25 protein-coding genes, 1 tRNA gene and 1 pseudogene are annotated in these 23,242 nt (G+C 61.9%); 8 read left to right on the top strand and 19 right to left on the bottom strand.

Translation table 11 applies throughout. The features are described 5' to 3' along the window. Positions 1–3: 3 nt before the first annotated feature. The 4 genes from ACZ1G8_RS12440 to ACZ1G8_RS12455 all read right to left on the bottom strand — a co-directional run bounded on the left by ACZ1G8_RS12440 (position 4) and on the right by ACZ1G8_RS12455 (position 3,065). Positions 4–249: a hypothetical protein gene (locus ACZ1G8_RS12440; protein ID WP_472679663.1), complete on the bottom strand. Its 246-nt coding sequence runs from the start codon at positions 247–249 to the stop codon at positions 4–6. A 13-nt stretch (positions 250–262) separates the two neighbouring features. Next, complete coding sequence (gene dnaG, locus ACZ1G8_RS12445; protein WP_472679664.1) at positions 263–1,891, bottom strand: DNA primase; 1,629 nt, start codon at positions 1,889–1,891, stop codon at positions 263–265. 32 nt (positions 1,892–1,923) lie between these two features. Next, positions 1,924–2,529, bottom strand: coding sequence for a hypothetical protein (locus tag ACZ1G8_RS12450; RefSeq protein WP_472679665.1), 606 nt, complete (start codon positions 2,527–2,529; stop codon positions 1,924–1,926). Positions 2,530–2,612: 83 nt separating this feature from the next. Next, complete coding sequence (locus ACZ1G8_RS12455) at positions 2,613–3,065, bottom strand: GatB/YqeY domain-containing protein (RefSeq protein ID WP_472679666.1); 453 nt, start codon at positions 3,063–3,065, stop codon at positions 2,613–2,615. Positions 3,066–3,217: 152 nt separating this feature from the next. Here ACZ1G8_RS12455 and carA point away from each other — a divergent pair, with 152 nt between their 5' ends. The 4 genes from carA to greA all read left to right on the top strand — a co-directional run bounded on the left by carA (position 3,218) and on the right by greA (position 8,635). Beyond that, positions 3,218–4,396 (top strand): glutamine-hydrolyzing carbamoyl-phosphate synthase small subunit, encoded by a 1,179-nt coding sequence (carA, locus tag ACZ1G8_RS12460; RefSeq protein ID WP_472679667.1) that lies wholly within the window; start codon positions 3,218–3,220, stop codon positions 4,394–4,396. Then, a complete protein-coding gene (locus ACZ1G8_RS12465; protein ID WP_472679668.1) occupies positions 4,393–4,731 on the top strand; it encodes a hypothetical protein in 339 nt (112 codons plus the stop codon). The genes carA and ACZ1G8_RS12465 overlap by 4 nt, the downstream gene beginning before the upstream one ends. Then, positions 4,731–8,054 carry a carbamoyl-phosphate synthase large subunit gene (gene carB / locus ACZ1G8_RS12470; RefSeq protein WP_472679669.1) on the top strand — a complete coding sequence of 1,108 codons (3,324 nt, stop codon included), beginning with the start codon at positions 4,731–4,733 and terminating at the stop codon, positions 8,052–8,054. The genes ACZ1G8_RS12465 and carB overlap by 1 nt, the downstream gene beginning before the upstream one ends. A 113-nt stretch (positions 8,055–8,167) precedes the next feature. Next, positions 8,168–8,635, top strand: coding sequence for a transcription elongation factor GreA (gene greA / locus ACZ1G8_RS12475; RefSeq protein WP_409996077.1), 468 nt, complete (start codon positions 8,168–8,170; stop codon positions 8,633–8,635). 37 nt (positions 8,636–8,672) lie between these two features. Here the strand turns inward: greA and ACZ1G8_RS12480 are convergent, their stop codons facing one another. From ACZ1G8_RS12480 to ACZ1G8_RS12505, 6 genes are all read right to left on the bottom strand, one after another. After that, positions 8,673–9,176 carry a GNAT family N-acetyltransferase gene (locus ACZ1G8_RS12480; protein WP_472679670.1) on the bottom strand — a complete coding sequence of 168 codons (504 nt, stop codon included), beginning with the start codon at positions 9,174–9,176 and terminating at the stop codon, positions 8,673–8,675. A 15-nt stretch (positions 9,177–9,191) separates the two neighbouring features. Further along, on the bottom strand, positions 9,192–9,422 hold the full coding sequence (locus tag ACZ1G8_RS12485) for a DUF4170 domain-containing protein (RefSeq protein ID WP_472679671.1): 231 nt from the start codon (positions 9,420–9,422) through the stop codon (positions 9,192–9,194). Positions 9,423–9,527: 105 nt separating this feature from the next. Further along, positions 9,528–10,037, bottom strand: coding sequence for a hypothetical protein (locus ACZ1G8_RS12490; protein ID WP_472679672.1), 510 nt, complete (start codon positions 10,035–10,037; stop codon positions 9,528–9,530). A 47-nt stretch (positions 10,038–10,084) separates the two neighbouring features. Then, positions 10,085–10,411, bottom strand: a complete 327-nt coding sequence (locus ACZ1G8_RS12495) for a hypothetical protein (RefSeq protein WP_472679673.1) — start codon at positions 10,409–10,411, stop codon at positions 10,085–10,087. Then, positions 10,404–10,835: a phage holin family protein gene (locus tag ACZ1G8_RS12500; RefSeq protein ID WP_472679674.1), complete on the bottom strand. Its 432-nt coding sequence runs from the start codon at positions 10,833–10,835 to the stop codon at positions 10,404–10,406. Before ACZ1G8_RS12500 ends, ACZ1G8_RS12495 begins: the two co-directional genes overlap by 8 nt. Before the next feature lie 23 nt (positions 10,836–10,858). Further along, positions 10,859–11,488 (bottom strand): hypothetical protein, encoded by a 630-nt coding sequence (locus ACZ1G8_RS12505; RefSeq protein WP_472679675.1) that lies wholly within the window; start codon positions 11,486–11,488, stop codon positions 10,859–10,861. Between the two features lie 176 nt (positions 11,489–11,664). On the opposite strand from ACZ1G8_RS12505, the gene eno reads away from it, so the two are divergent. Continuing rightward, positions 11,665–12,954 carry a phosphopyruvate hydratase gene (eno, locus tag ACZ1G8_RS12510; protein ID WP_472679676.1) on the top strand — a complete coding sequence of 430 codons (1,290 nt, stop codon included), beginning with the start codon at positions 11,665–11,667 and terminating at the stop codon, positions 12,952–12,954. A gap of 4 nt (positions 12,955–12,958) precedes the next feature. On the opposite strand, the gene ACZ1G8_RS12515 is transcribed toward eno, so the two are convergent. Beyond that, positions 12,959–13,210 (bottom strand): hypothetical protein, encoded by a 252-nt coding sequence (locus ACZ1G8_RS12515; protein ID WP_221553656.1) that lies wholly within the window; start codon positions 13,208–13,210, stop codon positions 12,959–12,961. Between the two features lie 79 nt (positions 13,211–13,289). Here ACZ1G8_RS12515 and ACZ1G8_RS12520 point away from each other — a divergent pair, with 79 nt between their 5' ends. Beyond that, on the top strand, positions 13,290–14,336 hold the full coding sequence (locus tag ACZ1G8_RS12520) for an aminoglycoside phosphotransferase family protein (protein ID WP_472679677.1): 1,047 nt from the start codon (positions 13,290–13,292) through the stop codon (positions 14,334–14,336). Next, complete coding sequence (locus tag ACZ1G8_RS12525; RefSeq protein ID WP_472679678.1) at positions 14,336–15,427, top strand: Rv3169 family protein; 1,092 nt, start codon at positions 14,336–14,338, stop codon at positions 15,425–15,427. Before ACZ1G8_RS12520 ends, ACZ1G8_RS12525 begins: the two co-directional genes overlap by 1 nt. Here the strand turns inward: ACZ1G8_RS12525 and ribH are convergent. From ribH to ACZ1G8_RS12545, 4 genes and pseudogenes are all read right to left on the bottom strand, one after another. Further along, on the bottom strand, positions 15,424–15,846 hold the full coding sequence (gene ribH, locus ACZ1G8_RS12530) for a 6,7-dimethyl-8-ribityllumazine synthase (protein ID WP_221428529.1): 423 nt from the start codon (positions 15,844–15,846) through the stop codon (positions 15,424–15,426). The two genes, ACZ1G8_RS12525 and ribH, sit on opposite strands and share 4 nt — an antisense overlap. A 5-nt stretch (positions 15,847–15,851) precedes the next feature. Next, positions 15,852–17,046: pseudogene (ribB, locus tag ACZ1G8_RS12535) on the bottom strand (3,4-dihydroxy-2-butanone-4-phosphate synthase). A gap of 161 nt (positions 17,047–17,207) precedes the next feature. Then, a tRNA-Lys gene (locus ACZ1G8_RS12540) sits at positions 17,208–17,283 on the bottom strand. A gap of 109 nt (positions 17,284–17,392) precedes the next feature. Next, a complete protein-coding gene (locus ACZ1G8_RS12545; RefSeq protein WP_472679679.1) occupies positions 17,393–17,617 on the bottom strand; it encodes a hypothetical protein in 225 nt (74 codons plus the stop codon). Between the two features lie 227 nt (positions 17,618–17,844). On the opposite strand from ACZ1G8_RS12545, the gene ACZ1G8_RS12550 reads away from it, so the two are divergent. After that, positions 17,845–18,555 carry a helix-turn-helix transcriptional regulator gene (locus ACZ1G8_RS12550; RefSeq protein WP_472679680.1) on the top strand — a complete coding sequence of 237 codons (711 nt, stop codon included), beginning with the start codon at positions 17,845–17,847 and terminating at the stop codon, positions 18,553–18,555. Between the two features lie 3 nt (positions 18,556–18,558). Here the strand turns inward: ACZ1G8_RS12550 and rodA are convergent, their stop codons facing one another. The 4 genes from rodA to ACZ1G8_RS12570 form a co-directional block, all read right to left on the bottom strand. Next, positions 18,559–19,677 (bottom strand): rod shape-determining protein RodA, encoded by a 1,119-nt coding sequence (gene rodA, locus ACZ1G8_RS12555; protein WP_472679681.1) that lies wholly within the window; start codon positions 19,675–19,677, stop codon positions 18,559–18,561. Continuing rightward, entirely contained in the window at positions 19,674–21,800 is a 2,127-nt protein-coding gene (mrdA, locus tag ACZ1G8_RS12560; RefSeq protein ID WP_472679682.1) for a penicillin-binding protein 2, read from the bottom strand. Before mrdA ends, rodA begins: the two co-directional genes overlap by 4 nt. Further along, positions 21,800–22,201: a rod shape-determining protein MreD gene (gene mreD / locus ACZ1G8_RS12565; protein ID WP_472679683.1), complete on the bottom strand. Its 402-nt coding sequence runs from the start codon at positions 22,199–22,201 to the stop codon at positions 21,800–21,802. The genes mrdA and mreD overlap by 1 nt, the downstream gene beginning before the upstream one ends. Positions 22,202–22,349: 148 nt before the next feature. Further along, positions 22,350–23,240: a rod shape-determining protein MreC gene (locus ACZ1G8_RS12570; protein ID WP_472679684.1), complete on the bottom strand. Its 891-nt coding sequence runs from the start codon at positions 23,238–23,240 to the stop codon at positions 22,350–22,352. Positions 23,241–23,242: the final 2 nt, after the last annotated feature.

Below are 23,242 nucleotides of genomic sequence, written 5' to 3' on the forward strand. Positions count from 1 at the left end.
CAATCAGTCCGTACTGTGACCGCCCTCGGGACCATCTTCCCGCGCGGTGTCTGAATCTCTTCCGGCCGGCGATGCGGCCTTGCGGCTTGCCATTTGCCCGAGTCGTGCCTCGAATTCCAGCTTCCGCTTCAACAAACGCTGTTGATCCGCGAATGCTCCTTCGGGGTCTGTCTCGAAACGAGCGGTCGCCTCGGCGAGCGCGGCTTCGAGTGCCGGTCTTTCGACCAGCAGTGACACGGCTTCAGCCAAATCCTCGCACGCATCAACCGGGTCGGTGCCTTTGTCGAGAAAGGCGAAATGGGTGTTTGCCGGTGGGGCGGGTAGGCCTTCTGGAACGGATATGGGGGAATCGGCGCGCAGAATCAAGCAATTCCGCCGCGGCGAGAAGCGAATCTATCGCCGGGCCGACATTTCGGTCACGCGCGGCGAAGCGCGAGAGGGCCGTTTCGTGCCGTGCGATCTCGCCGGGATGACGCAGCAGTCCATGGATGACGGCGATGGCGAGGCCGTCACGCGCGCCGCCCGACATGGCGTGCTTGAGCCGCGCGGCAGTCTCGGGCGCAAGGCGCGGGGGAGGGGCGTTGAAGCCGCCCTTCTGCCAACTACCGCGCGGTTTGAATTCGCGCGGGGGGAAGGCAAAGGCGGAAAACCGCTCGAGCAATTCCTTCTTGTAGAGCGCGCGAATGTCAGGGTGCTGGATTGCCTCGACATGATTGAGCAACCGCTCCTTCAATCCCGCCTTTTCCTCGGGCGAGCCGAGCGGCATCGCGTCACGTTCGAAAGTCCAGAGCGTGTCGAGCAGGCTCGCGGGCGAGGACAGCAGTTCCTCCATCGCGCCGACGCCTTTCTCGCGGATGAGATCGTCCGGGTCCTTGCCCGCCGGCATGCGTACGATCGAAAGCGAATGGCCCGGACGCAGCATCGGCAGGACGCGGCCTACCGCACGCATGGCGGCGCGCTGGCCGGCATTGTCGCCGTCGAAGCAAAGGATGGGGCGCTCGACCTGCCGCCACAGCAGTTCGATCTGGTTCTCGGTCAGCGCCGTGCCGAGCGGAGCCACAGCTTCGGCAATCCCCGCATTGGCGAGCGCGATCGCGTCCATATAGCCTTCGACGACGATGATCCGCCCGCTCTGACGTGCGGCAGGTGCCGCACGGTGAAGATTGTAGAGCGTACGGCCCTTGTCGAAGAGCGGTGTGTCGGGGCTGTTGAGATATTTCGGCCCATAGGCATCGCTATCGAGGATACGGCCACCGAAGGCGATGACCCGTCCGCGCGTATCCTGGATCGGCAGCATCAGGCGGCCACGGAAACGATCGTAGGGGTCCTTGTCCTCGACCTCGATCCGCATACCGGCCTCGATCAGCATGCGCTCGTCGAAGTTCGACAAGGCGCGCTTCAATGCCTGCCGGTCCTCGGGAGCGAAGCCGAAGCCGAACTCTCGGACGACGTTTGCAGAAAAACCGCGGCTCTTGAGGTAAGCGCGCGCTTCGGCGCCTTCCGCTGAGCCGAGCTGGTCGACGTACCACTGCTGCGCTGCGGCCGTTACGTCGTGAAGGCTGGCGCGCTTTTCGGCCCGCTCTGCAGCGCGCGGATCGGGTGCGGGCACTTCCATGCCGGCCTCCGCTGCCAGTTCCTTCACCGCATCCATGAAAGGCATGCCGCGCTGGTCGGTCAGCCAGCGGATAGCATCGCCATGCGCCTCGCAACCGAAGCAATGGTAGAAGCCCTTTTCGTCGTTGACGTAGAAGCTCGGCGTCTTCTCGTTGTGGAACGGGCAGCAGGCCTTGAACTCACGCCCCGCCTTGGTCAGGCGAACGGTACGGCCGATCACAGCGGACAGCGTGGTCCGCATGCGCAATTCGTCCAGCCATTGGGGTGATAGGGCCATGCCGATTACCTACCGCGGGCGGGCCGTGGCCGCTAGTTGGCAGGCGTTTGCTCTGCCCGCTTTTCTTCGGCAGGGAAGGGGCCTCGGGCAATCGCCTGGTTTCCGTCCACCTCAAGAAGGTACGCATCTGCAGGTCCGGCGGGCGGTTGGGTCGATTGCCACCAGAAAGTGATCGTCATGCCCGGTGTCCAGCCGTCCCCTTGGACGACGCGCCAGATCAGGCGGCCGTCATCCGCAGTGATCGATATCGCATCCTCGTTGCCGAGCGCTTCGAGCGCCTGCGAGTTCGAGTAGCCGACTGCGAAATTGGAGCCGTGGGCGCGCTCTGTCGAACGGAATAGCGTTGGCGGGCTTTCGACCACCTCCGGGCCTTCGGTCGTCTCCGCTGGACTGTCGCTCGAGGCTACTTCTGCCAGCGTGACTTCGTGGACGTAGGTGAAGAGAGTGTCTTCCGAAAGTTCACCCGGATTGCACTCGTCGAATTCCTCCGGGCAGGCCACGTAGCTCACCATCTTGGCGATCTCGCGATTGCCTGCGCTCAGCACCGTCTCAACCTGTGTCCCTTGGGGTCCGACGATCCTAGCTCCAAGCGTCAAGAGATCGAAGTCGGCAGAAGCGAGCGCCCGAGGCTGGGCCACGGTCGGGGTGGGGGTGGGCTCCTCTCGGGGTTCGCTATCGGAACAGGCTGCGAGGGCAAGGGGAGTGAGTAGCAGCAGCTTCCTCACGAAAGTGCTTCCTTCACGAGACCACTCGCCTTGCTCATGTCGAGAGTGGCGCCGTGACGTGCCTTAAGCTCGCCCATGACCTTGCCCATGTCCTTCATGCCTTCGGCACCGGTATCGGCCTTGATCTGTGCGATGGCAGCGCGGGTTTCCTCCTCGCTCATCTGCTGGGGCAGGAATTCCTCGATCACCAGCAGCTCCGCCTTTTCCTTGTCGGCGAGTTCCTGGCGGCCGCCATCTTCGTACATGGCGATCGATTCCTTGCGCTGCTTGGCCATTTTCATCAGCACATCGGTGACGAGCTCGTCGTCGCCCGGCTTCTTGTCGGCAGTGCGCAGTTCGATGTCGCGGTCCTTGACCTTCGCGCCGATGAGACGGAGGGCAGCGGTGCGCTCCTTGTCCTTCGCCTTCATTGCGGCAACGGTTTCGGACTGGATCTTTTCGCGGAGCATCGGGCCTCTTTTTCGATAAGCTGTGGAAGTTTCGCGCATCATGTAGCGAACGACCGCGGAAAGCCAAGTGTTGCGCTTGACGGGAATCGCTACGCCTTCTAGCGGCTGGGACTTAGCACACATCGCTGGTAAACCCCTGACCCGGAGCGCCCATGGCCCTGTCCGCATTCTCGCACGCGCAACCTAAAGACGCGACGGGAGTCCTCGTCCTTGCCGACGGAACAACTATCTGGGGCAAAGGCTTCGGCGCTTCCGGAAGCGCCATCGGCGAAGTTTGCTTCAACACCGCAATGACGGGCTACCAGGAGGTGATGACCGATCCCTCCTATGACAGCCAGATCGTCACCTTCACGTTCCCGCATATCGGCAACGTCGGCGCTAACGAGGAGGACGTGGAAAGCCGCGGCCTCGGCGCGGTGGGCTGCATCGTCCGTCAGGACGTGACCCGCCATTCGAACTTCCGCGCGCGAGACGAATTCATCGAGTGGTGCGTGAAGCACGGCAAGATCGGCCTCTCGGGTGTCGACACGCGGGCGCTGACCCGCCGCATTCGCGTGCAGGGCGCGCCTAATGCGGTCATCGCGCACAACCCGCGGGGTGATTTCGATCTCAAGGCGCTGAAGAAGCAAGCTGCGGAATGGAGCGGCCTCGAGGGCCTCGATCTCGTGCCCAGCGTCACTCGTGAAAGCCACGAGGAATGGAAGGGCGGCTACTGGCAGCTCGGCACGGGCTATGCCGAGGCCGACAACCAGAAGCCTCATGTCGTTGCGATCGATTATGGTGCGAAAGACAACATCTTCCGCAACCTCGTTCGCGCCGGTGCCAAGGTCACTGTCGTTCCTGCGCGCACAAGCCTCGACGAAATCCTCGCTCTCCAGCCCGACGGCGTGTTCCTCTCGAACGGGCCGGGCGATCCGGCGGCGACGGGCGAATATGCGGTGCCGGTGATCAAGGGTCTGCTTGAACGCGATGTGCCGCTATTCGGCATCTGCCTCGGCCACCAGATGCTCGGCCTCGCGGCTGGCGCAAAGACCGCCAAGATGTTCCAGGGGCACCGCGGCGCCAACCATCCGGTCCAGCGTGTGGGCGAGGGCTGGGGCGAAAGCGCCGGCCTCGTCGAGATCACCAGCATGAACCACGGTTTCGCAGTCGATGCCGAAACGCTGCCTGACACGGTCGAGCAGACGCATGTCTCGCTCTTCGACGGGACCAACTGCGGCATTTCGATCAAGGGCAAGAAGGCTTTCGGCGTGCAGTACCACCCCGAAGCGAGCCCGGGCCCGCAGGACAGTTTCTACCTGTTCGAGAAATTCGTGGGGATGTTGGGGTGACAACCAAGTTCGGCATTTTCGTGTGTAGCCTTGTCACTTTCATTGGTATGACCGCGTGTGATCAATCGACGCATACCGTCACGGTTGATCTACCTCAAAAGATCGATTTTTCTGATGGTTTTCAGCAAACGGATGCTGATGCGATCCTACAAGAATGTGGGGCTCACGACATCTCTCTGAAGGTTGGGAATACGGGTGAAATTACATTCGAGCCTGGCATGGACGCAGAGTATGAGGCGTCGGCTTGTGTCCTCGAATACATTAAGAAATCAGGCACGACGAAGTTTGGCTTTGTCGGCAATGAAAAACACGTCACGCCGGAAGAAGGCCAGTAATGCCCAAACGCACAGACATCTCCTCGATCCTCGTAATCGGTGCTGGCCCGATCATCATCGGCCAGGCCTGCGAGTTCGACTATTCCGGCACGCAGGCGATCAAGGCGCTGAAGGAGGAGGGCTACCGGGTCATCCTGGTCAATTCCAACCCCGCCACGATCATGACCGATCCGGAAATGGCCGACGCGACCTATGTCGAGCCGATTACGCCGGAGATCGTGGCCAAGATCATCGAGAAGGAACGCCCCGACGCGGTTCTGCCGACGATGGGCGGGCAGACGGCGCTAAACTGTGCGCTTTCTCTCTTCAATGATGGCACGCTCGAGAAGTTCGGTGTGCAGATGATCGGCGCCGATGCCGATGCGATCGACAAGGCCGAGAACCGCCAGCGCTTCCGCGAGGCGATGGACAAGATCGGCCTCGAAAGCGCCCGCAGCGGCGTCGCGAACACGGTCGAGGAAGCCTATGCCGTCCTCGAAAGCACAGGGCTCCCGGCAATCATCCGTCCCAGCTTTACGCTTGGCGGCACCGGCGGCGGCATCGCCTACAACAAGGCCGAGTTCGAGCGCATCGTCCGCGAAGGTCTCGATGCATCGCCCACCACCGAAGTCCTGATCGAGGAATCGCTCCTCGGCTGGAAGGAATACGAGATGGAGGTGGTGCGCGACCGCAAGGACAACTGCATCATCATCTGCTCGATCGAGAACGTCGACCCGATGGGCGTACATACGGGGGATTCGATCACGGTCGCTCCTGCCTTGACGCTGACCGACAAGGAATACCAGATCATGCGCACCGCCTCGATCGAGGTGCTGCGCGAAATCGGCGTTGAAACAGGTGGTTCGAACGTACAGTTCGCAGTCAATCCGAAGGATGGGCGCCTGATCGTGATCGAGATGAACCCGCGCGTTTCGCGGTCCTCGGCGCTTGCCTCGAAGGCCACCGGCTTCCCCATCGCGCGCGTCGCGGCGAAGCTTGCCGTGGGTTACACGCTCGACGAGATCCAGAACGAGATCACCGGCGCAACGCCGGCCAGCTTCGAGCCGACGATCGACTACGTGGTGACCAAGATCCCGCGCTTCGCATTCGAGAAGTTCAAGGGTTCGAAGAACGAGCTTTCGACCGCGATGAAATCGGTCGGCGAAGTCATGGCCATCGGCCGCTGCTTCGCGGAAAGCATGCAGAAGGCGCTTCGCGGCCTCGAGACAGGTCTCGACGGCTTCAATCGCGTGCCCGAGCTGGAAGGTGTGTCGAAAGAGAAGATCACCGCTTCGCTTTCACAGCGCACGCCCGACCGCATCCTCAAGATCGCGCAGGCCTTCCGCGAGGACTTCACGGTCGAGGAAATCGCCCAGATCACCGGCTTCGACCCGTGGTTCCTCCGCCAGATCGAGGCGATCATCTACGAAGAGAAGATGCTCGGCCACAACGGCCTGCCGCGCGACGAGGCCGAGATGCGCCGCCTCAAGGCAATGGGCTTTTCCGACAAGCGCCTCGCCACGCTGGCCGTCCGTTCGGTCGGTGTTGCAGGCGGCCTTGCCGAGACGCAGGCACGCCGGTCCGGACTACTCCACGATGCCCTGCGTGCCATGGCGGGCGCGACGAGCGAGCAGGAGGTGCGCAAGCTGCGCCACAAGCTCGGCGTCTATCCGGTGTTCAAGCGCATCGACAGCTGCGCCGCGGAATTCGAGGCGATTACGCCCTACATGTACTCGACCTACGAGGCGCCCAGCTTCGGCGAGGTCGAGGACGAAGCCGATCCGTCCGACCGGAAGAAAATCGTCATTCTAGGTGGCGGACCGAACCGTATCGGGCAGGGCATCGAGTTCGACTATTGCTGCGTCCACGCCTGTTTCGCGCTTGCCGAAGCCGGTTTCGAGACCATTATGGTCAACTGCAACCCGGAGACGGTTTCGACCGACTATGACACCTCCGACCGCCTCTATTTCGAGCCGCTGACCGAGGAAGACGTGCTCGAGATTATGCGCGTCGAAATGTCGAAGGGCGAGGTGGTCGGCACCATCGTCCAGTTCGGCGGGCAGACACCGCTCAAGCTGGCTGCAGCACTCGAGCGCGAAGGTATTCCGATCCTCGGTACTTCGCCCGATGCGATCGACCTTGCCGAGGACCGCGAGCGCTTCGCCAAGCTGGTCGCACAGCTCAAGCTCAAGCAGCCCGAGAACGGCATTGCCCGCAGCCGCGACGAGGCGGCAGCGGTGGCCCGCAGCATCGGCTATCCGGTTCTGTTGCGTCCGAGCTACGTTCTTGGCGGACGTGCGATGGAGATCGTCGACAGCGAAGCGCAGCTTGATGACTACATCAACACCGCCGTGAACGTTTCCGGAGACAGCCCCGTGCTGGTCGACCAGTACCTGCGTGACGCGGTGGAATGCGATGTCGACGTGATCGCCGACGGCACGGACGTCCGCATCGCCGGCGTTATGCAGCATATCGAAGAAGCCGGCGTCCACTCGGGCGACAGCGCCTGTACCCTGCCGCCCTACAGCCTTCCCGACGACATCATCGAAGAGATGGAGCGCCAGGCGACTGCACTTGCCGAGGCTCTCAAGGTCCGCGGACTGATGAACGTCCAGTTCGCGGTGAAGGATGGCGAGGTTTACCTGATCGAGGTGAACCCGCGCGCCAGCCGCACCGTGCCCTTCGTCGCCAAGGCGATCGGCCAGCCGGTCGCCAAGGTGGCGGCGCGTGTGATGGCGGGCGAGCCCTTGTCATCGTTCGAGCCCTTCAACCTGCGCCCCGACCACATGGCGGTGAAGGAAGCCGTATTCCCCTTCGCCCGTTTCCCCGGCTCCGACCCGGTGCTTTCGCCCGAGATGAAGTCGACCGGCGAAGTCATGGGCATCGACCGCGGTTTCCCGGCGGCCTTCTACAAGTCGCAGCTCGGCGCAGGGATGAGACTGCCGACGGGTGGTACCGTGTTCGTCTCGGTCAAGGACAGCGACAAGGAAGTCATCCTTCCCGCAGTGCGCACAATGATCGAACAGGGCTTCAAGGTCATCGCAACCGGCGGCACGCAGCGCTTCCTTGAAGAGCAGGGCCTTGCGGTCGAGCGGGTCAACAAGGTCGCCGAGGGTCGCCCGCATATCGTCGATGCGATCATCGACGGTGAGGTGGCACTGATCTTCAACTCGACCGAGGGTTGGCAGTCGCTTCTCGACAGCAAGTCGATCCGCGAGGCAGCGCTAGAAAAGAAGCTTCCCTATTACACGACGGCAGCCGGAAGCCTGGCTGCGGCGCGTGCAATTGCAGAGGTTTCCACCGAGCAGCTTGAAGTGCGTTCCTTGCAAGACTATTATAGCTGACAAGAACACACGCGTACCCCTTCCTTACATTCGACCGATCTGGCTTCCGCGATATTGCGGACCGGGGTCGAATTGTCCGGGAGAGGGGCGCAAAGCAGGAAGGACTGAAGCCCATGGAAAAAGTGCCGATGCTGGCCGAGGGCTATGAGAAACTCACCGCAGACCTGAAGGCGCTGCGTGCCGAACGCCCCAAGATCGTCGATGCGATCGAGGAAGCGCGCGCGCATGGCGACCTCTCGGAGAATGCCGAATACCACGCCGCCAAGGAACGCCAGGGCCAGGTGGAGGCGATGATCGGTGATCTGGAAGACAAGATCAGCCGAGCGCAGATCATCGATCCGACCACGCTCTCGGGTGACAAGGTAGTTTTCGGTGCGACCGTGACCCTGCTCGACGAAGACGACAAGCCGGTGAAGTACCAAATCGTCGGCCAGACCGAAGCGGATGCGGGCAAAGGCCGCATCAGCTACACCTCGCCGATCGCACGCGCACTGATTGGCAAGCAGGTCGAGGACGAGATCGAAGTCACCGTGCCGAGCGGCGACAAGTTCTACCTCGTCGAGAAGATCGAATTCGTCTGAGAATGTAAAAAGCCGCGGCCAGCGCCGGGGCTTTTTTCTAGGCGGGGACTTTCGCGCCCGCGGCCGTCTCGATCGTGCGGACCATCGCCCAGTTGGTGATGGTCACGCCGTCGATCTCGAAAGTCCGCTTTTTCATCGCCGTGTAGCCCGCGCTTTCGAATGCGGGCTTCGCGATTTCGCTCGCCTCGGTGAAGAGGTGGGTGATCCCGTGATACTTCGCATAGAGCGCCGCCGTCTCCAGCAGGCTGGAGGCGAGGCCTTCGCGAGTATGGTCGGGATGGCAGTAGAGATGGTCGAGATGACCAGTCTGTTCGAGCATCGCATAGGCGACCGGTTCGTCGTCACCGTCGGTGGCGATGAAGATCTGGGTGCCGGCGTCCGCCTGCGCCTGGTAGACTTCAGGACCTGCGAAATTGGAGAGCCAGGCGTCTACCTGCTCTTCGCTATAGGCATCCGGTCCGATGGCCCCGATCGCTGCGCGTCCGAGCTCGGCGAGCGCTTCTGCATCGCCATCCTCGAAAGAGCGGATCGAATAGTCCATCGCTTCGCCGTGTCCTTATGCTTCGGGATCGAGCAGCTTGTGCAGGTGGACGATGACGTACTTCATCTCGGCATCGTCGACCGTACGCTGGGCATTGCCGCGCCACGCGCTCTCGGCATCTTCGTAGTTGGAGTAGACCCCTGCAACGTGAAGGCTCTCGGGGTCGGAGAAGGTGACGCTGCGCGGATCGGTTACGCGGCCGCCCATCACCAGGTACAGCGTCTGCTTTGCCTCTTTTTCTTCCATGGTCGTGTCTTTCGCTGAGGAGGAGGAAATCGGCCACGCCAATAGCGAAAGCGGCGCGACAGGCAAGCCCATCACGCCGCTAATGCAGTTTGGTTGAGATTCGGTTTAGCTGGTCAGGCGGTTGCGCAGGTCGCGATATGTACGCGACGACTTGCGGCTTGCCTTCCGACCGCTCGAGCGGATGCTGTCGCCCATCGAGTCGAGCCTGTAGCCTGCGTCACGCTTGATGCGGCGGGCCTGCGTTCCGGCTGCATCGCTGATGTCTTCGAACTTGTCGCCCGCACCTTCGACCATGGCGAGGCCATAGGCGAGCGCTGCATCAGCGGCGTAGGATGCGAGCGAGCCTCCACGACGGCCAAGGTCGCGGCCACGCTTGGTCATCGCGCCGATTGCGAGGCCGACAACGACTGCGCCAGCAACCGTTGCGACCGGGTGCTTCTTCGCAAATTCGATCGCGCTGTCGGCGACGTCCTTGGCCTGGTCGGCAAGCGAGCGTTCTTCGTTACGCTTTTCGCCGGCTTCGATGCGGGCACGCAACTGTTCGCGCTTCTGTTCATCGGTCAGGCCACGGTCGGCGCTGATCGGGGTGACGTTGGTTTCTTCGGCGTTTGCCATGATATCCTCTTGAATTTGTGTTCACCTGACCAACGGTCTTGGCGCGGTCAGTGTTCCGCCGGTTCGTCGCGCCCGTCCCACTCGTCATCGTCTCCATCCGGCTCAAGGCCGAAAAGAGACATCAGCGGGTTGCGCGCAAACCATACCACGACTGCTGCAATGAGTGCGGCGAGGGCGCCCTTATTATCTTCCGCGACATCGATGGCTTCCTCATAAAGGTCCATCGCACCCTCGGTGACACGGTCCATCGCGCGCTCGCCAAGGCCCTTGTGCGCGAAGTCCGCCTTGATGTGCTGGATATCGGCCTCGACCAGCGCCCGCGCAGAGTCGCGCAGGTACTTGTCCTCCAGCATGCGGGCCCTGCGGTCACTCATCGTTACCGTCCGAAAAAGCATCGCGAATGTCGTCGATGCGGCCCTTGAGCAGACGCAGCATGATGACACCGGCCAAAATGAGGATCACGGTAACCAGCGCTGTCGCGCCCCACGGACCGAGGAGGGGCATCAATGCGATGACCGCACCCACCGTGAAGGCGATCAGCGCAAGATGGAACACGCCAAAGGCGCCAATCCCGAAAGCAATGGCGCCCTTGAGGCGATTCGCGGTGAAGCCTGCGCGACTCTTCTGGTAGGCAATTTCGGCCTCGGCATAGGTCTTGCCGTCTTCCAGCAAGGCCACGAGATCGTCGGTCAGGGACGGTCCCGGATCACCATGATCCTCCTCTTCGGGCTCGTAGTCGTCGGGCAGGTCGAGCGGACCTTCATAGTCCGCCCGATCCTGAGTTTCGCTGTCCACCATCGAGCCCCCGTAGCCGCTTTCGATTAGCGACGAAACAGGCGCGAGAGCAGGAAGCCTGCGACTGCGGCGATGCCGATCGCGGTGCCCGGGCTCTTGCGGACGAATTCACGGCCGTCCTCGACCAGATCGTCCACGCTCTTTTCGTCGAGCTTGGAGGCATAGTCATTGAGAGCGGTCGATGCGCTACGGGCATAGTCGCCGTATTTCGCGCCGAGCTTCTCGTCGACCTGGTGTGCGTTTTCGCTGATGGTACGGCTCAGCGTGCGCATGCCGTCGCTGGTCTTGACCTTACCTTCGGTGGCGAGCTCCTTGCCCTTGACCTTGGCGTCTGCGCCATAGGCCTTAGCTTCGGCAACCCAGTCGTCGCCCTTGCTCTTGGCCTGACCGCGATAGGCGGCGGCGCGTTCGTGGCCTTCTGCCTTGAGTGCGGCGGCACCTGCCTTAGCTTCTTCCAGAGCAGCGTTGAAACGGCTCTTGGCTTCGGTGCGATGGTCGGCGTTGGTTTCGGTAATTGCAGTGTTGGTCACGGGGGTGGTCTCCTTTGCTGCGCCTTTCTTCGCCACGGTCTTGCGCGGCTTCTTGGCGGTGCTTGATTTCTTTGCGGCGCTCGTTTTGCGCTTCTTGGTCGCGCCCGATCCAGTCGTTTCTGACATTGCTCTTGTCCTTGCCCTCAATTCGTATTCATTTCCCGCTGCTTGGAAGCAAACAGGGTCTTCTATGGTGCAACGCAACTTGCGCGCCGATGTTCCGGCGAATAGAGCGCTTTCCTACCCTCGATTTGGGGGTGTTCTACTAAATTACAACACCTGTCCCCGGAGTGCAAATTTCCATGACCGCGATCATCGACATCCACGCCCGTGAAATCCTCGATAGCCGGGGCAATCCCACGGTGGAGGTCGATGTCCTTCTCGAAGACGGCAGCTTCGGCCGTGCGGCAGTGCCGTCGGGTGCCTCGACCGGTGCCCATGAGGCGGTCGAGCTGCGCGATGGCGACAAGGGTCGTTATCTCGGAAAGGGCGTCACCAAGGCGGTCGATGCGGTGAACACCGAAATCCGCGACCTGCTGGTCGGCAATTTCGATGCCGAGGACCAGCGCGACGTCGACCACGCCATGATCGCGCTCGACGATACGCCGAACAAGGGAAGGCTCGGCGCCAACGGTATCCTCGGTGTCAGCATGGCCTCGGCCAAGGCTGCAGCGAATGCCCGTGGTCTCCCGCTCTACAGCTATATCGGCGGCGTATCGGCTCACGTCCTTCCCGTGCCGATGATGAACATCATCAACGGCGGCGAGCATGCCGACAATCCGATCGACATCCAAGAATTCATGGTCATGCCGGTTGGCGCGGACAGCCTTGCAGAGGCAGTGCGCTGGGGTGCGGAAATCTTCCACACGCTGAAAAAGAAGCTGCACGAGAAGGGGCTGGCGACCTCCGTTGGTGATGAGGGCGGCTTCGCTCCGAACCTTGCGAGCACGCGCGACGCGCTCGATTTCATCATGGCTTCGATCGAACAGGCGGGCTTCAAACCGGGCCAAGATGTCGTGCTTGCGCTCGATTGTGCATCGACCGAGTTCTTCAAGGAAGGGAAGTACGAGATTTCGGGCGAGAACCTCTCGCTCGACGGTCACGAGATGGCCGAATACCTCGACAAGCTCTGCGCCGAATACCCGATCCGCTCGATCGAGGACGGCATGGCGGAAGACGATTTCGAAGGCTGGAAGGCGCTGACCGACCGGATCGGCAAGCATGTCCAGTTGGTCGGTGACGATCTCTTCGTCACCAACCCGCAGCGCCTTCGCGAAGGTGTCGATCAGGGACTTGCGAATTCGTTGCTTGTGAAGGTCAACCAGATCGGCACGCTTACCGAGACGCTGGACGCTGTCGATATCGCAAGCCGCGCCGGATACACCGCCGTGATGTCGCACCGTTCGGGCGAGACCGAGGACGCGACTATCGCCGATCTCGCGGTTGCGACCAATTGCGGACAGATCAAGACCGGCTCGCTTGCGCGTTCGGACCGCCTTGCCAAGTACAACCAGCTCATCCGTATCGAGGAAGAGCTTGGCGACAGCGCGATCTACGCAGGGCGCGATTGCCTCGGCAAGATCATCTGCTGAGACGCTAGTCGCCCGCCCGGTTCTTCGGGTGGAACCAGTACTGGTAAACGCCCCATGCGTTGATGAGGAGCAGCAGGCCGTTCATCGCGGCCAGCGGCATCGCGTCTTCGCTCAGGCCGATATAGATCCAGAGGCAGGATACGGCGCAGAACAGGATGAACCCCCAGGCGGTTGCCCGTCGGCCAAGATCGAATGCGATCATGGAAGCGGCGATCACAGTGCCGATCGAGGCGATCCACTCCAGCGGTCCGTTCATGATTTGCATGCTCCCATGATTGCCACGACGCTTCTTGCGGGTTAGCGTTCCTGCAATTGCTCTTTGTGGGAGAGGGGCTTTGCGCGATTTTCCCGTGCATCCGGACGAGGTTACGCCGCAGTTGCTGTCCGAGATTTTCGGGCGGCCGGTCACGAGCGTGAGCTGGGAGCCGATCGGTACGGGGCAGGTCGGCGACAGTGCCCGTTTCCATCTCGAGGGCGACGATGTTCCTGCGACGCTGGCAGGCAAGTTTCCCGCCGCCGACGCAACAAGCCGGGGCACGGCGGCCATGTTCGGCCTCTATCGCAAGGAAGTGCAGTTCTATCGCCAGGCGGCGCCGTTGCTCGACGTGCGCGTCCCGAAAACCCATCTTGCCGAGGTGAGCGAAGACGGGGCGGAATTCACGCTGCTGTTCGAGGACATGGGGCCGGCACGGCAAGGCGACCAGATCTCGGGATGTGGCATCGAGCATGCCCGCGCGGCGATCCGGCAGGCGGCCGCGATCCACGCGCCCAGCTGGGGCAGGGCCGACATCATCGAGGCCGACTGGATCCAGCCGCCCGAGGATCTCGGGGACAAGGTCGGCGCGATGTATCCGCAAGCGCAGGCTATCTTCCGCGAGCGTTACGCAGACTCGCTCGAGGGCGAGTACATGCAAATTTGCGAAGAGCTGGCGGGCTTGTCGGCGAACTATTTCCGGCGCGAGCCGGAGACACAGTGCCTCGTCCATGGTGACTTCCGGCTAGACAACATGTTGTTCGACATCTGCGGCGGGAAGGAACCAATCGCCATCCTCGACTGGCAGACGGTGACCGTCGGCAAGGCTATGATCGACGTAGGCTATTTCCTCGGCTGCGGGATAGGCAAGCTCGGTCTCGACCACGAGGATGAGCTGCTTCATCTCTATCTCGCCGAAATGGCGGACAGGGCCGTTCCACTAACGCGCGCCGATATTGCGCAGGATTACCGCCGCGGCATTCTCCACGGCGTTTCGACTGCAGTGTTCAGCGCGGCATTCGTCGAGCGGACCGAGCGTGGAGACGACAACTTCTTGTCCATGGCACGCGGGGCCTGCGCACTGGCCCTGAAGCATGACAGTATCGGCGCGTTGAAGGAGGCAGCTTGATGGTACTTTCCCGCGGGGACGAATTTCCGATCCACCAGACGCCCGAGCCGGTTGCCTATTCCGGGATGGACCGGAATTTCTACGATCGCTATTTCTTCAATGGCTATGCGCCCGACGGGAGCGGATTCTTTGCCTGCGCCTTCGGCATCTACCCGCATCTCGATGTGGCCGATGCGCATTTCAGCTTCATCCGGGGCGGGGTGCAATACTGCCTCCATGCGAGCGCCGAGATGGGAATGGAACGGATGGCGATGCGGGTTGGGCCGATCTCGATCGAGATCGTCGAACCGCTGCACGCACTTAAAGTCACGATAGACGAGACCGACGGGATTGCCGGCGAGTTCACTTTCACGGGCCGCGCATTCCCGATCGAGGAGCCACGCTTCACACACAGGATCGGGCCGCGCGCTTTCATGGACTACACGCGGATGACGCAGAACGGCCATTACGAGGGCTGGATATCCCTAGATGGCGAGCGTCATGAGATGTCGGAAGGCACCGCCGGCACGCGCGATCGCAGCTGGGGGATCAGGCCGGTCGGCGCGCGTGACATGCAGCCCATGCCCGATGCGCCGGTGCCTGCATTCTTCTGGCAATGGACCCCGATCGGTTTCGCGAACGGCAGCCTGTTCTTCCATGTGAACAACGACCCGAGCGGGAAGGCATGGAATACCCGTGCGGCCTGGGCAGGTGACGGCGCTGATGCTCGAGACATTGCCGAAGGGCACGGCAGCATGCGCACGCGCCTGTTGCCCGGCACGCGATGGCCGGCCGGTGGAACCTTGTCGCTAGCGGTGAAGGGCGCGCCGGAGCAGGTTACGTTCGAACCGCTGGGACGCTTCCAGATGCGCGGGATCGGCTACACGCATCCCGAGTGGAACCACGGCTTGCATCACGGCAAGCTCCGCGTCGAGCGGGAGGAGATAGAACTCGACGCGATCGATCCGCTCGCACCCGAGAACCTGCACGTACAAACTCTTGTGCGCGTTAACGGAAGCGACGGCAGCGAAGGGCTGGGCGTGTTCGAACAGCTCATCATCGGGCCGTTCGCGCCGCTCGGATTGACCGGGTTGGTGGACGGAGCCGACTAGGCTCCGAAACGTCCCTGCAGGTCGAGCAGCGCCATCGCAGCCTTGGCTGCTTCGCCGCCCTTGTCCTTCTTGGTCGGATCTGCGCGGACGATCGCCTGTTCTTCGTTTTCGGTCGTTATGATGCCGTTGCCGATGGCGATACCGTCCATCGTCAGCGCCATGATCCCCCGTGCGCTCTCGCCCGCCACGATCTCGAAGTGGTAAGTCTCGCCGCGGATCACCACGCCGATGGCCACGAAGCCGTCATAACGGCCGCTCTCGGCAGCCATGGCGATTGCGCCCGGCACTTCGAGTGCGCCGGGAACGGTCAGGACCTCGACCGAGTGCCCTTCGGCTTCGAGTGCGGCCTTGGCACCGGCAACCAGCATGTCGTTCAAGTGGTCGTAGAAACGCGCTTCGACGATCAGGAAATTGGCCATATGGTTCACTCCGGAATGGGTTTGTGGTCGACGATGTTGAGGCCGTAGCCTTCGATCGCGACGACATTGGGCTGGGAATTGCTGAGCAGGATCATGTCCTCGATACCGAGGTCGGCGAGGATCTGCGAGCCGATGCCGACATTACGCTGGGCCTCGTTTTCGCCGTAGCCGGTCGCAGGGCGGCCGGTGATGATCACGATGACGCCAGAGCCGTGCTCGCCAACCGCTTCCATGGCGCGCTGGAGGGTGCGTTTGCGCGGCCCGGGCTTGCCGAGAACGTCGTCGAATATCGAGATCGGGTGGACGCGGGTGAGGGTGGGCTGGCCTCCCTTCACTTCGCCCTTCTGGAGGACATAGCTTTCACTGCCGTCGACAGTGTTGCGGTAGGTCAGCATCTTCCACGCGCCGCCGTAGTCGGAGGTGAAGCTGTCCTCGGCGATGCGTTCGACAAGGTGGTCATGGCGCATGCGGTATTCGATCAGGTCGCGAGATCGTGCCGATCTTCATGTCGTGCTTGCGCGCGAAGGCGACGAGATCGTCGAGGCGGGCCATCGTCCCGTCGTCCTTCATGATCTCGCAGATTACGCCCGAGGGGTTGAGACCGGCAAGGCGCGAGATATCGACGGCTGCTTCGGTATGACCGGCACGCACGAGCACGCCGCCGTCGCGGGCAGTCAGGGGGAAGACGTGGCCGGGGGTGACGATATCCTCGGGGCCTTTGCTCGGGTCGATCGCGACCGAAACCGTGCGCGAGCGGTCTGCTGCGCTGATGCCGGTAGTGACGCCGGTTTTCGCCTCGATGGAGGTAGTGAAGGCGGTCTGCATGCTCTCGCGATTGTCGCGGCTCATCGGCTCGAGGCCGAGAGCTTTCACCCGCTTGGTGTCGAGCGAGAGGCAGATGAGGCCACGGCCATGCGTCGCCATGAAGTTGATTGCGTTCGGCGTGGCCATCTGCGCGGGGATGACGAGGTCACCCTCGTTCTCGCGGTCCTCGTCGTCGACCAGGATGAACATGCGGCCGTTGCGGGCCTCGTCGATGATTTCCTCTGCGCCGACGATGACGGGGGTCTCGTCATTGGCTTCGAGGAAGGCTTCGAGCTTACCTAGTGTTTCGGCGGTGGGGTTCCAGCCGTCTTCGGCGCAATCGCGCAACGTGTTGGCGTGAAGACCAGCGGCGCGGGCAAGGCCGGCTCGGGTCATCAGACCAGTGCCGACGATGGTGCGGACTTTTTCGATCGTATCCATGCTCGCAGCTGGTATCACATCGAAATGTGATACGCAATCGAACATCACATCGGATGTGCGCCAGGCGCAGACTCGACGCAAGACGCGGCTCGATGTCGATCTGAAGAAAGGGGAAATGGTGGACGCACTAGGGCTCGAACCTAGGACCCGCTGATTAAGAGTCAGCTGCTCTACCAACTGAGCTATGCGTCCACTCTCACGGCTTATTTTCCGTGTCCGGCCCGGTGGTGCGGGCGGCCCCCGACTCGGGGGAGGCGCTCATATAGCGGCTGCTTCCGCGAATGAAAGAGGCAAAATTGCCTCAGGCGACATTTCGCTTGTTCATCACTTCGATCCCTTCGAGGAGAAGGCAGATTGTCGCCCCGAACGGATCGCTGGGATTGTCGCGTATTTCGATGACCTTGCCATACTCGAGCGTACGCAGCGCAGCGAAAGATTCGTGCAGCGGCAGGCCGGTCGACTTGTGGATTTCCCAAACGGTGCTTTCAAGCCCCTCGCGGGCTCGGGTGCAGACTGTTTCAAGCACGACCCTGCAGGCACCGTCACCTGCAAGTTCGGCAATCTTTGAGCAATCGAGTTGCTCGAAATCCAGGGTGCTCTTCGGGTGAGAGCTGATGCGACCAGACACAAGTGTTTCCTTGCGAATCGCAAGCGCTCTCTCATTCGCTTGCTCGAAGTTTTGAGACCCGATATATTCTTTTCAGATAATTGGTAGTCCCCTGAGCGGGTGACTGCCACCTTTTGGATCAACAAATGCAGGAATTCGTAGCAGAACTCGAACGTCTCGATGATTGTGAGAAAATCCTCACATACGTCATTTTGTTCGGGTCGAAGCGCGGTGTCTTGGCATTTAGTTACCATTACTTCCCGATTTTCGGCTCGCCGATTGCCAGAGGGGCGTTCGTCCATGCCGAAGGGTTCCCGCGCGAGTGGGAGAAAACCTACGTAAGCGAGGGCCTGATCAGGAGCGATCCGGTCCCCCGACTGACCTTCGAAAATCCGCCGGTTCTCTTCTGGGATGAAGCCATCGCGCTTTCGAAAGACGATCCGGACGCCATGCGTTACTTCGCCAGGATGCGGTCTTTCGGAATGGGAAACGGTGCGAGCTTCGCCCTTTACGGGCCACGTTCGCGAAACGGTTACGCTACGATGATTTTCGATATGCCGCCGCAGGAATTGTCTGAGGGGCTTGTCATGCTCATGAATAGCGTGGTGCAGGCCGCCCACGTCCGGATTTGCCAGATTACCTCCGAAGATGAGGCAAGGGTGGAATTGTCCGACCGCGAGCGAGAGGTCCTGGGCTGGATGGCCGGTGGCAAAAGCGCGAGCGAGATTGCGGAAATATTGAAGATCTCGCCCGACACCGTGCGGACTTACGTCAGGCGGCTTTACGAGAAACTGGAGGTGACAGACCGCGTTGCGGCGACGGTGAAGGGGCTCAGGCTGGGCCTCATAACGATCTGAAGGTTAGGTGATGAGGCCGGTGCGCGGAGCCTTCTGGTTCCAGCGATAGACCATCATCAACACTCCGATACAGATCATGTTGGTCATCATCGAACTGCCGCCGTGGCTGATGAAGGGCAGGGGGATGCCGACGACGGGGGCGAAGCCCATCACCATCAGCAGGTTGATCGCAACGTAGAAGAAGATCGTCGCGGTCATGCCTGCTGCCAGAAGTTTCGAGAAACGGTCGTTCGCGTTGCGCGCGACCGAGAGGCCCCAACGCAGGATCATGGCGAATGCGCCTAGGACGAAGAGCCCCCCGAGAAATCCCCATTCTTCCGCCATAGTGGCGAAGACGAAGTCGGTGTGTGGCTCGGGCAGGTAGCGCAGGTGGCTTTGCGAACCTTCGTTGAAGCCCTTCCCAAAGATCCCTCCGGAGCCGATGGCAATCTTGGACTGGGTGATCTGGTAGCCTTCGCCAAGCGGGTCGCTCTCGGGATCGAGGAAGGTGGTCACACGGTCCTGCTGGTAGGGTTGGAGCGCAAAGAAGAACGCAAGCGGCAACGAGGCAACCCCGGCGATCCCGGCAAAGACGAACCAGCGCAGTGGAAGCCCTGCGAGGAACATCACGACACCTCCGCCGAAAGCGATCGCCAGCGAAGTACCAAGGTCGGGTTGCAGCAGGACGAAGGCCATCGGCGCAAGGATAATACCGGCAGCAGGCATAAGTGCTCGCCAATTCGGGATCATGCCGACAGGCAGTGAGCCGTAGTAATTCGCCAAAGCGACCACGACGGCGGGCTTCATCAGTTCCGAAGGTTGGATGCGGATCGGTCCGACTTCGAGCCAACGCTGGCTACCGCCGCCGACCTGGCCGACGATCTCCACCGCCATCAGCAGAACCAGGATCACGAGATAGGCCGGGTAGGTGAAGAAGCTCACGAACTCTTTCGAGAAACGCGAGATGACCACAGCCATTACAAAGAGGATGCCGAACCGCAGCAGGTGCGAGCGTGCATATGCGTCGAAATCGCCGGCTGCGGCAGATGTCAGCACCAACGCGCCGAACATGATCAGCGCGAAGAGCGGCAATAGCATCTGCCATGGCTGGCGGGCTACCGGATCCGGGACGATACCGCTCATTCGCCTGCCTCCGGCACTTCGGTGGCGGCAGTCGCCGGCCTGTCTGGCGTCTGCGCGGAGGGCGGTGCGCGGCTGATCTGGCTGGTGGCCTCGTTGTCCTCGCGTCGAGGGGTGACCGAATCCCCGAGTTGTTCGGCTTGCCTTGCGGCAAGACGAGCCTCGGCCTCGACCTTATCGAAGATATCGTCATCTCGCGTGGGTATGGGCGGCACCGAGGCCCCGTTCGCGGCGGCATAGGCCCGATACTTTGCATCGAGGCGCTGCTGGGCCGTCCCGCCCCATTGCGTTTCCAGCGCGCGGAGCGCTTCGAGGCCCTTTGCCGGATCGAAAAGGTAGGTCATCACGTCGCGTGCGATCGGGTAGGCGGAACCCGAACCGCCTCCGTGCTCGATGACCACTGCGCCAGCGTATTTTGGCTTGTCGAAGGGCGCGAAGAAAACGAACAACCCGTGGTCGCGGAACTTCCATGGGCCCGTCTTGCCGTCGGACACGCTGAGCGAGACGACCTGTGCCGTCCCGGTCTTGCCGGCCATAAGCACATCATCGATGGGAAGGCGCGCGCGACCCGCGGTACCCGGACCGTTGACCGTATCGCTCATAGCCTGCCGAACATACGCAATCTGGTCCGGCGTGAAATCGAAATGCTCGAATTCCGGTACTTTCTCGTCGAGCCGGAGACGCGGCATCACCTTATCGCCGGTCGCAAGCCGGGCCGTCATGACCGCCAGCTGCAGAGGATTGGTCAGGTAGTAGCCCTGTCCGATCGATGAGTTGACCGTATCGTAGGACTGCCACTCTCGCCCGAACTTGCGCAGCTTCCAGTCGGGCTCGGGCACGGTTCCGTAGAATTGGCTCGTCACCGGGAGATCGAACTCTTCGCCGAGACCGGTCTTGTGGGCCCATTCGGCGACTTTCTCGAAGCCGACCTGCTGGGCGAAGTGATAGAAATAGCTGTCACAGCTCTGGTAGATGGCCTTTGCCATATCGACCACGCCGTGATTGCTCCAGCAATTGAAGAAGCGGTTACCCACGCGCCGTCCGCCGCCGCAGACGATGGTCTCTTCCGGTTTCACCCCAGCATCGAGGAAAGCCATGCAGTGCATCGGCTTGACCGTCGAGCCAGGCGGATAGAGCCCTTTCAGGACCTTGTTGCGCAGGGGCACGCGCTCGTCGTCACGCAGCATGGCATATTCCACGCGCCCGATGCCGGCGGAAAAGCTGTTCGGATCAAAGCTGGGCATCGAGGACATGCACAGGATGTCGCCCGTCTCGCAATCCATCACGACGCAGGATCCGCTTTCTAGGCCGATGCGCCGCGCAGCATAGTCCTGCAGCGGGCCGTCGATCGTCAGTCGTACCGGCTTGCCTTGAGTGTCCTCGCGTGTTTCGAGATCGCGCACGATGCGGCCCGATGCAGTGACTTCGACCCTGCGCGCGCCGGGCTCGCCCTGCAGTTCTTCTTCGAACTGCTGCTCGAGCGAGTCCTTGCCGATCTTATAGCCGGGCGTGATCAGGATGGGGTCGGGCCGTTCCTCGTATTCTTCGGCCGAGGCGGGGCCAACGTAGCCGAGCAGGTGCCCGACGCTAGGTCCGGTCGGGTAGAAGCGTGAGAAGCCGCGCTGCGGCACGACGCCGGGAAGGTCAGGAAGTCGCACGCTGATTGCGGCGAATTCGTCATAGTCGAGACCCGTCGCCACCTCGATGGGCTGAAAGCCGCGCGCCTCGTCGATGCGCTTGGTGATGTCGGCGATGGTCGTTTCGGGCAGGTCGAGGATATCGGCAAGCGCATCGAGCGTGCGCTCGGGATCTTCCATCCTGTCCGGGATCACGTCGACGCGGAAGTCTGCGCGGTTGGAGGCGAGGGGAGCACCATTGCGGTCAAGGATCCAGCCCCTGCGCGGAGGGATCAGCGAAAGGTTCACGCGGTTGCTTTCCGATTCCAGCACCCAGCGCTCGTTCTCTGCAATCGCGATGTAGCCCATGCGCGCGGCAAGGATCGCGCCGATCCCGCCCATGCCGGCTCCGATAACGAAGGTACGTCGGTTAAAGGCGTTTTCCAGGGTGGTCTGGCTGACCAGCTCCTTGGGCTTGTTACGGACGCCCCGCTTCTTGAACAGACCCATCAGACGCGCTTCCAGCGTCGCAGGCGCAGGTCGTCAAACCATGCGACCATGCGAGCGATGAGGGGGAAGATCAGAATGGAAAGCACGAATTGGGGCACGACACCGATGAGCGAATGCAGCGTGGGGGTGGCACCGGAAAGCAGCCAACCCACCAGAAGGTACATGGCGATCAATATACAGGCTGTGAACCAGTCCTGCCAGAAGGCGCGCCAAGGCCAGCGGTTCTCGATCAGCTCGATCACGAGCAGGAACACCGACCACGTGAGGATCGCAAAGCCGAAGGGCTGGCCGCTGTAGAGATCGTCGAACAGGCCGAGCGGGAAGCCGGCCCACACGGGCAGCAGTCCCGGCCTGACGAGGCGCCATGCGATGAGCAGCATGAATCCGAGCGGCGGCACCATCGGGAGGGCAGCTGCAACGGCGAATATCGGCAAAAGTGAAGCTATAAGTATGCTGGCCCAAGGAATGATGTTCGCCAGCAGGGGGAGTGCGAGCGATTGATCCTGCTTCCATAGGCGTCACTACGCGCTCGCGGATCATTGCGCTCCATCAGTCGGTCAGTTCCTCTTCGATGGGCGTCTGGGCGCCGATGGCGGCATCGGGCTCGAAGATCGGTTCGACAGCGACGAAATCGGTTGCGGCAGGATCGCTGACGATGCGCGCGAGCCCGCCATCATCGGTGAGCTCGGTCACGATCGCCACGGCGATCCCGGGCGGATAGTAGCCGCCTGCACCGCTCGTCACGAACATGTCGCCGGGCTCCAGCGGATTGATGCCGAGATTGATGAGCTTGATCCTGAGCAGACTGTCGCCGCGGCCTTCCGCGAAGGCGACGACTTCGTCTCCGGCGCGGCGGACGGGCAGCACACTCTCGCTGTCAGTCAGCAGCAGGACGCGAGAGGACGAACCGCCGGTCTCGAGAATGCGGCCGACTACGCCGCGCGGGCTCCGCACCGGCATGCCGACTTCGACACCGTCGTCCGCACCAGCACCAAGATAGGCGAAACGCCGCGTGCTCGCAGCGGACGAGCCAACCAGCCGCGCAACGGCGACCGGAGTACGGTCCTTGTCCTGAAGGTCCAGCAGGCCCTTGAGGCGCACGTTCTCTTGTCGGATGGCTTCTGCTTCGGCCAGGCGGATACGCGCCAGCTCCATCTCGCGACGCAGCTCGGCGTTCTTGGATCCAGCGCGATAATAGCCGCTGATCGAATCCCACAATCCCTTGGATTCCGTCCTTACTGTCGCAACGGTCTCGGTAGCCGGAGTGGCCGCATCCTGTGCCACGCCGCGTGGGCCGCCGAAAAGGTCGGGCTGGAAGAAGGAAACGCCAAGCAGCACAGCGCCGATGAGGGCACCGAGACCGGCCACGATGTAGCCGGTGAACAGATTGTATTGCGCCCGCTTGGAATAAGTGGAGCGCCGCTGGCCGCTCGGCGCCATGG

The sequence above is a fragment of the Qipengyuania sp. BR81-2 genome (genome assembly GCF_055693895.1).

What these genes read in the sequence shown, in the direction of transcription:
- ACZ1G8_RS12525 (WP_472679678.1), top strand. Translation starts at nt 14,336, where the DNA reads ATGGTACTTTCCCGCGGGGACGAATTTCCGATCCACCAGACGCCCGAG.
- ACZ1G8_RS12505 (WP_472679675.1), bottom strand. Translation starts at nt 11,488, where the DNA reads ATGTCAGAAACGACTGGATCGGGCGCGACCAAGAAGCGCAAAACGAGC.
- ACZ1G8_RS12490 (WP_472679672.1), bottom strand. Translation starts at nt 10,037, where the DNA reads ATGGCAAACGCCGAAGAAACCAACGTCACCCCGATCAGCGCCGACCGT.
- ACZ1G8_RS12495 (WP_472679673.1), bottom strand. Translation starts at nt 10,411, where the DNA reads ATGAGTGACCGCAGGGCCCGCATGCTGGAGGACAAGTACCTGCGCGAC.
- ACZ1G8_RS12515 (WP_221553656.1), bottom strand. Translation starts at nt 13,210, where the DNA reads ATGAACGGACCGCTGGAGTGGATCGCCTCGATCGGCACTGTGATCGCC.
- eno (WP_472679676.1), top strand. Translation starts at nt 11,665, where the DNA reads ATGACCGCGATCATCGACATCCACGCCCGTGAAATCCTCGATAGCCGG.
- carA (WP_472679667.1), top strand. Translation starts at nt 3,218, where the DNA reads ATGGCCCTGTCCGCATTCTCGCACGCGCAACCTAAAGACGCGACGGGA.
- rodA (WP_472679681.1), bottom strand. Translation starts at nt 19,677, where the DNA reads ATGAGCGGTATCGTCCCGGATCCGGTAGCCCGCCAGCCATGGCAGATG.
- mreD (WP_472679683.1), bottom strand. Translation starts at nt 22,201, where the DNA reads ATGGTGCCGCCGCTCGGATTCATGCTGCTCATCGCATGGCGCCTCGTC.
- greA (WP_409996077.1), top strand. Translation starts at nt 8,168, where the DNA reads ATGGAAAAAGTGCCGATGCTGGCCGAGGGCTATGAGAAACTCACCGCA.
- carB (WP_472679669.1), top strand. Translation starts at nt 4,731, where the DNA reads ATGCCCAAACGCACAGACATCTCCTCGATCCTCGTAATCGGTGCTGGC.
- dnaG (WP_472679664.1), bottom strand. Translation starts at nt 1,891, where the DNA reads ATGGCCCTATCACCCCAATGGCTGGACGAATTGCGCATGCGGACCACG.
- ACZ1G8_RS12485 (WP_472679671.1), bottom strand. Translation starts at nt 9,422, where the DNA reads ATGGAAGAAAAAGAGGCAAAGCAGACGCTGTACCTGGTGATGGGCGGC.
- ACZ1G8_RS12480 (WP_472679670.1), bottom strand. Translation starts at nt 9,176, where the DNA reads ATGGACTATTCGATCCGCTCTTTCGAGGATGGCGATGCAGAAGCGCTC.
- mrdA (WP_472679682.1), bottom strand. Translation starts at nt 21,800, where the DNA reads ATGGGTCTGTTCAAGAAGCGGGGCGTCCGTAACAAGCCCAAGGAGCTG.
- ribH (WP_221428529.1), bottom strand. Translation starts at nt 15,846, where the DNA reads ATGGCCAATTTCCTGATCGTCGAAGCGCGTTTCTACGACCACTTGAAC.
- ACZ1G8_RS12550 (WP_472679680.1), top strand. Translation starts at nt 17,845, where the DNA reads ATGCAGGAATTCGTAGCAGAACTCGAACGTCTCGATGATTGTGAGAAA.
- ACZ1G8_RS12455 (WP_472679666.1), bottom strand. Translation starts at nt 3,065, where the DNA reads ATGCTCCGCGAAAAGATCCAGTCCGAAACCGTTGCCGCAATGAAGGCG.
- ACZ1G8_RS12570 (WP_472679684.1), bottom strand. Translation starts at nt 23,240, where the DNA reads ATGGCGCCGAGCGGCCAGCGGCGCTCCACTTATTCCAAGCGGGCGCAA.
- ACZ1G8_RS12500 (WP_472679674.1), bottom strand. Translation starts at nt 10,835, where the DNA reads ATGGTGGACAGCGAAACTCAGGATCGGGCGGACTATGAAGGTCCGCTC.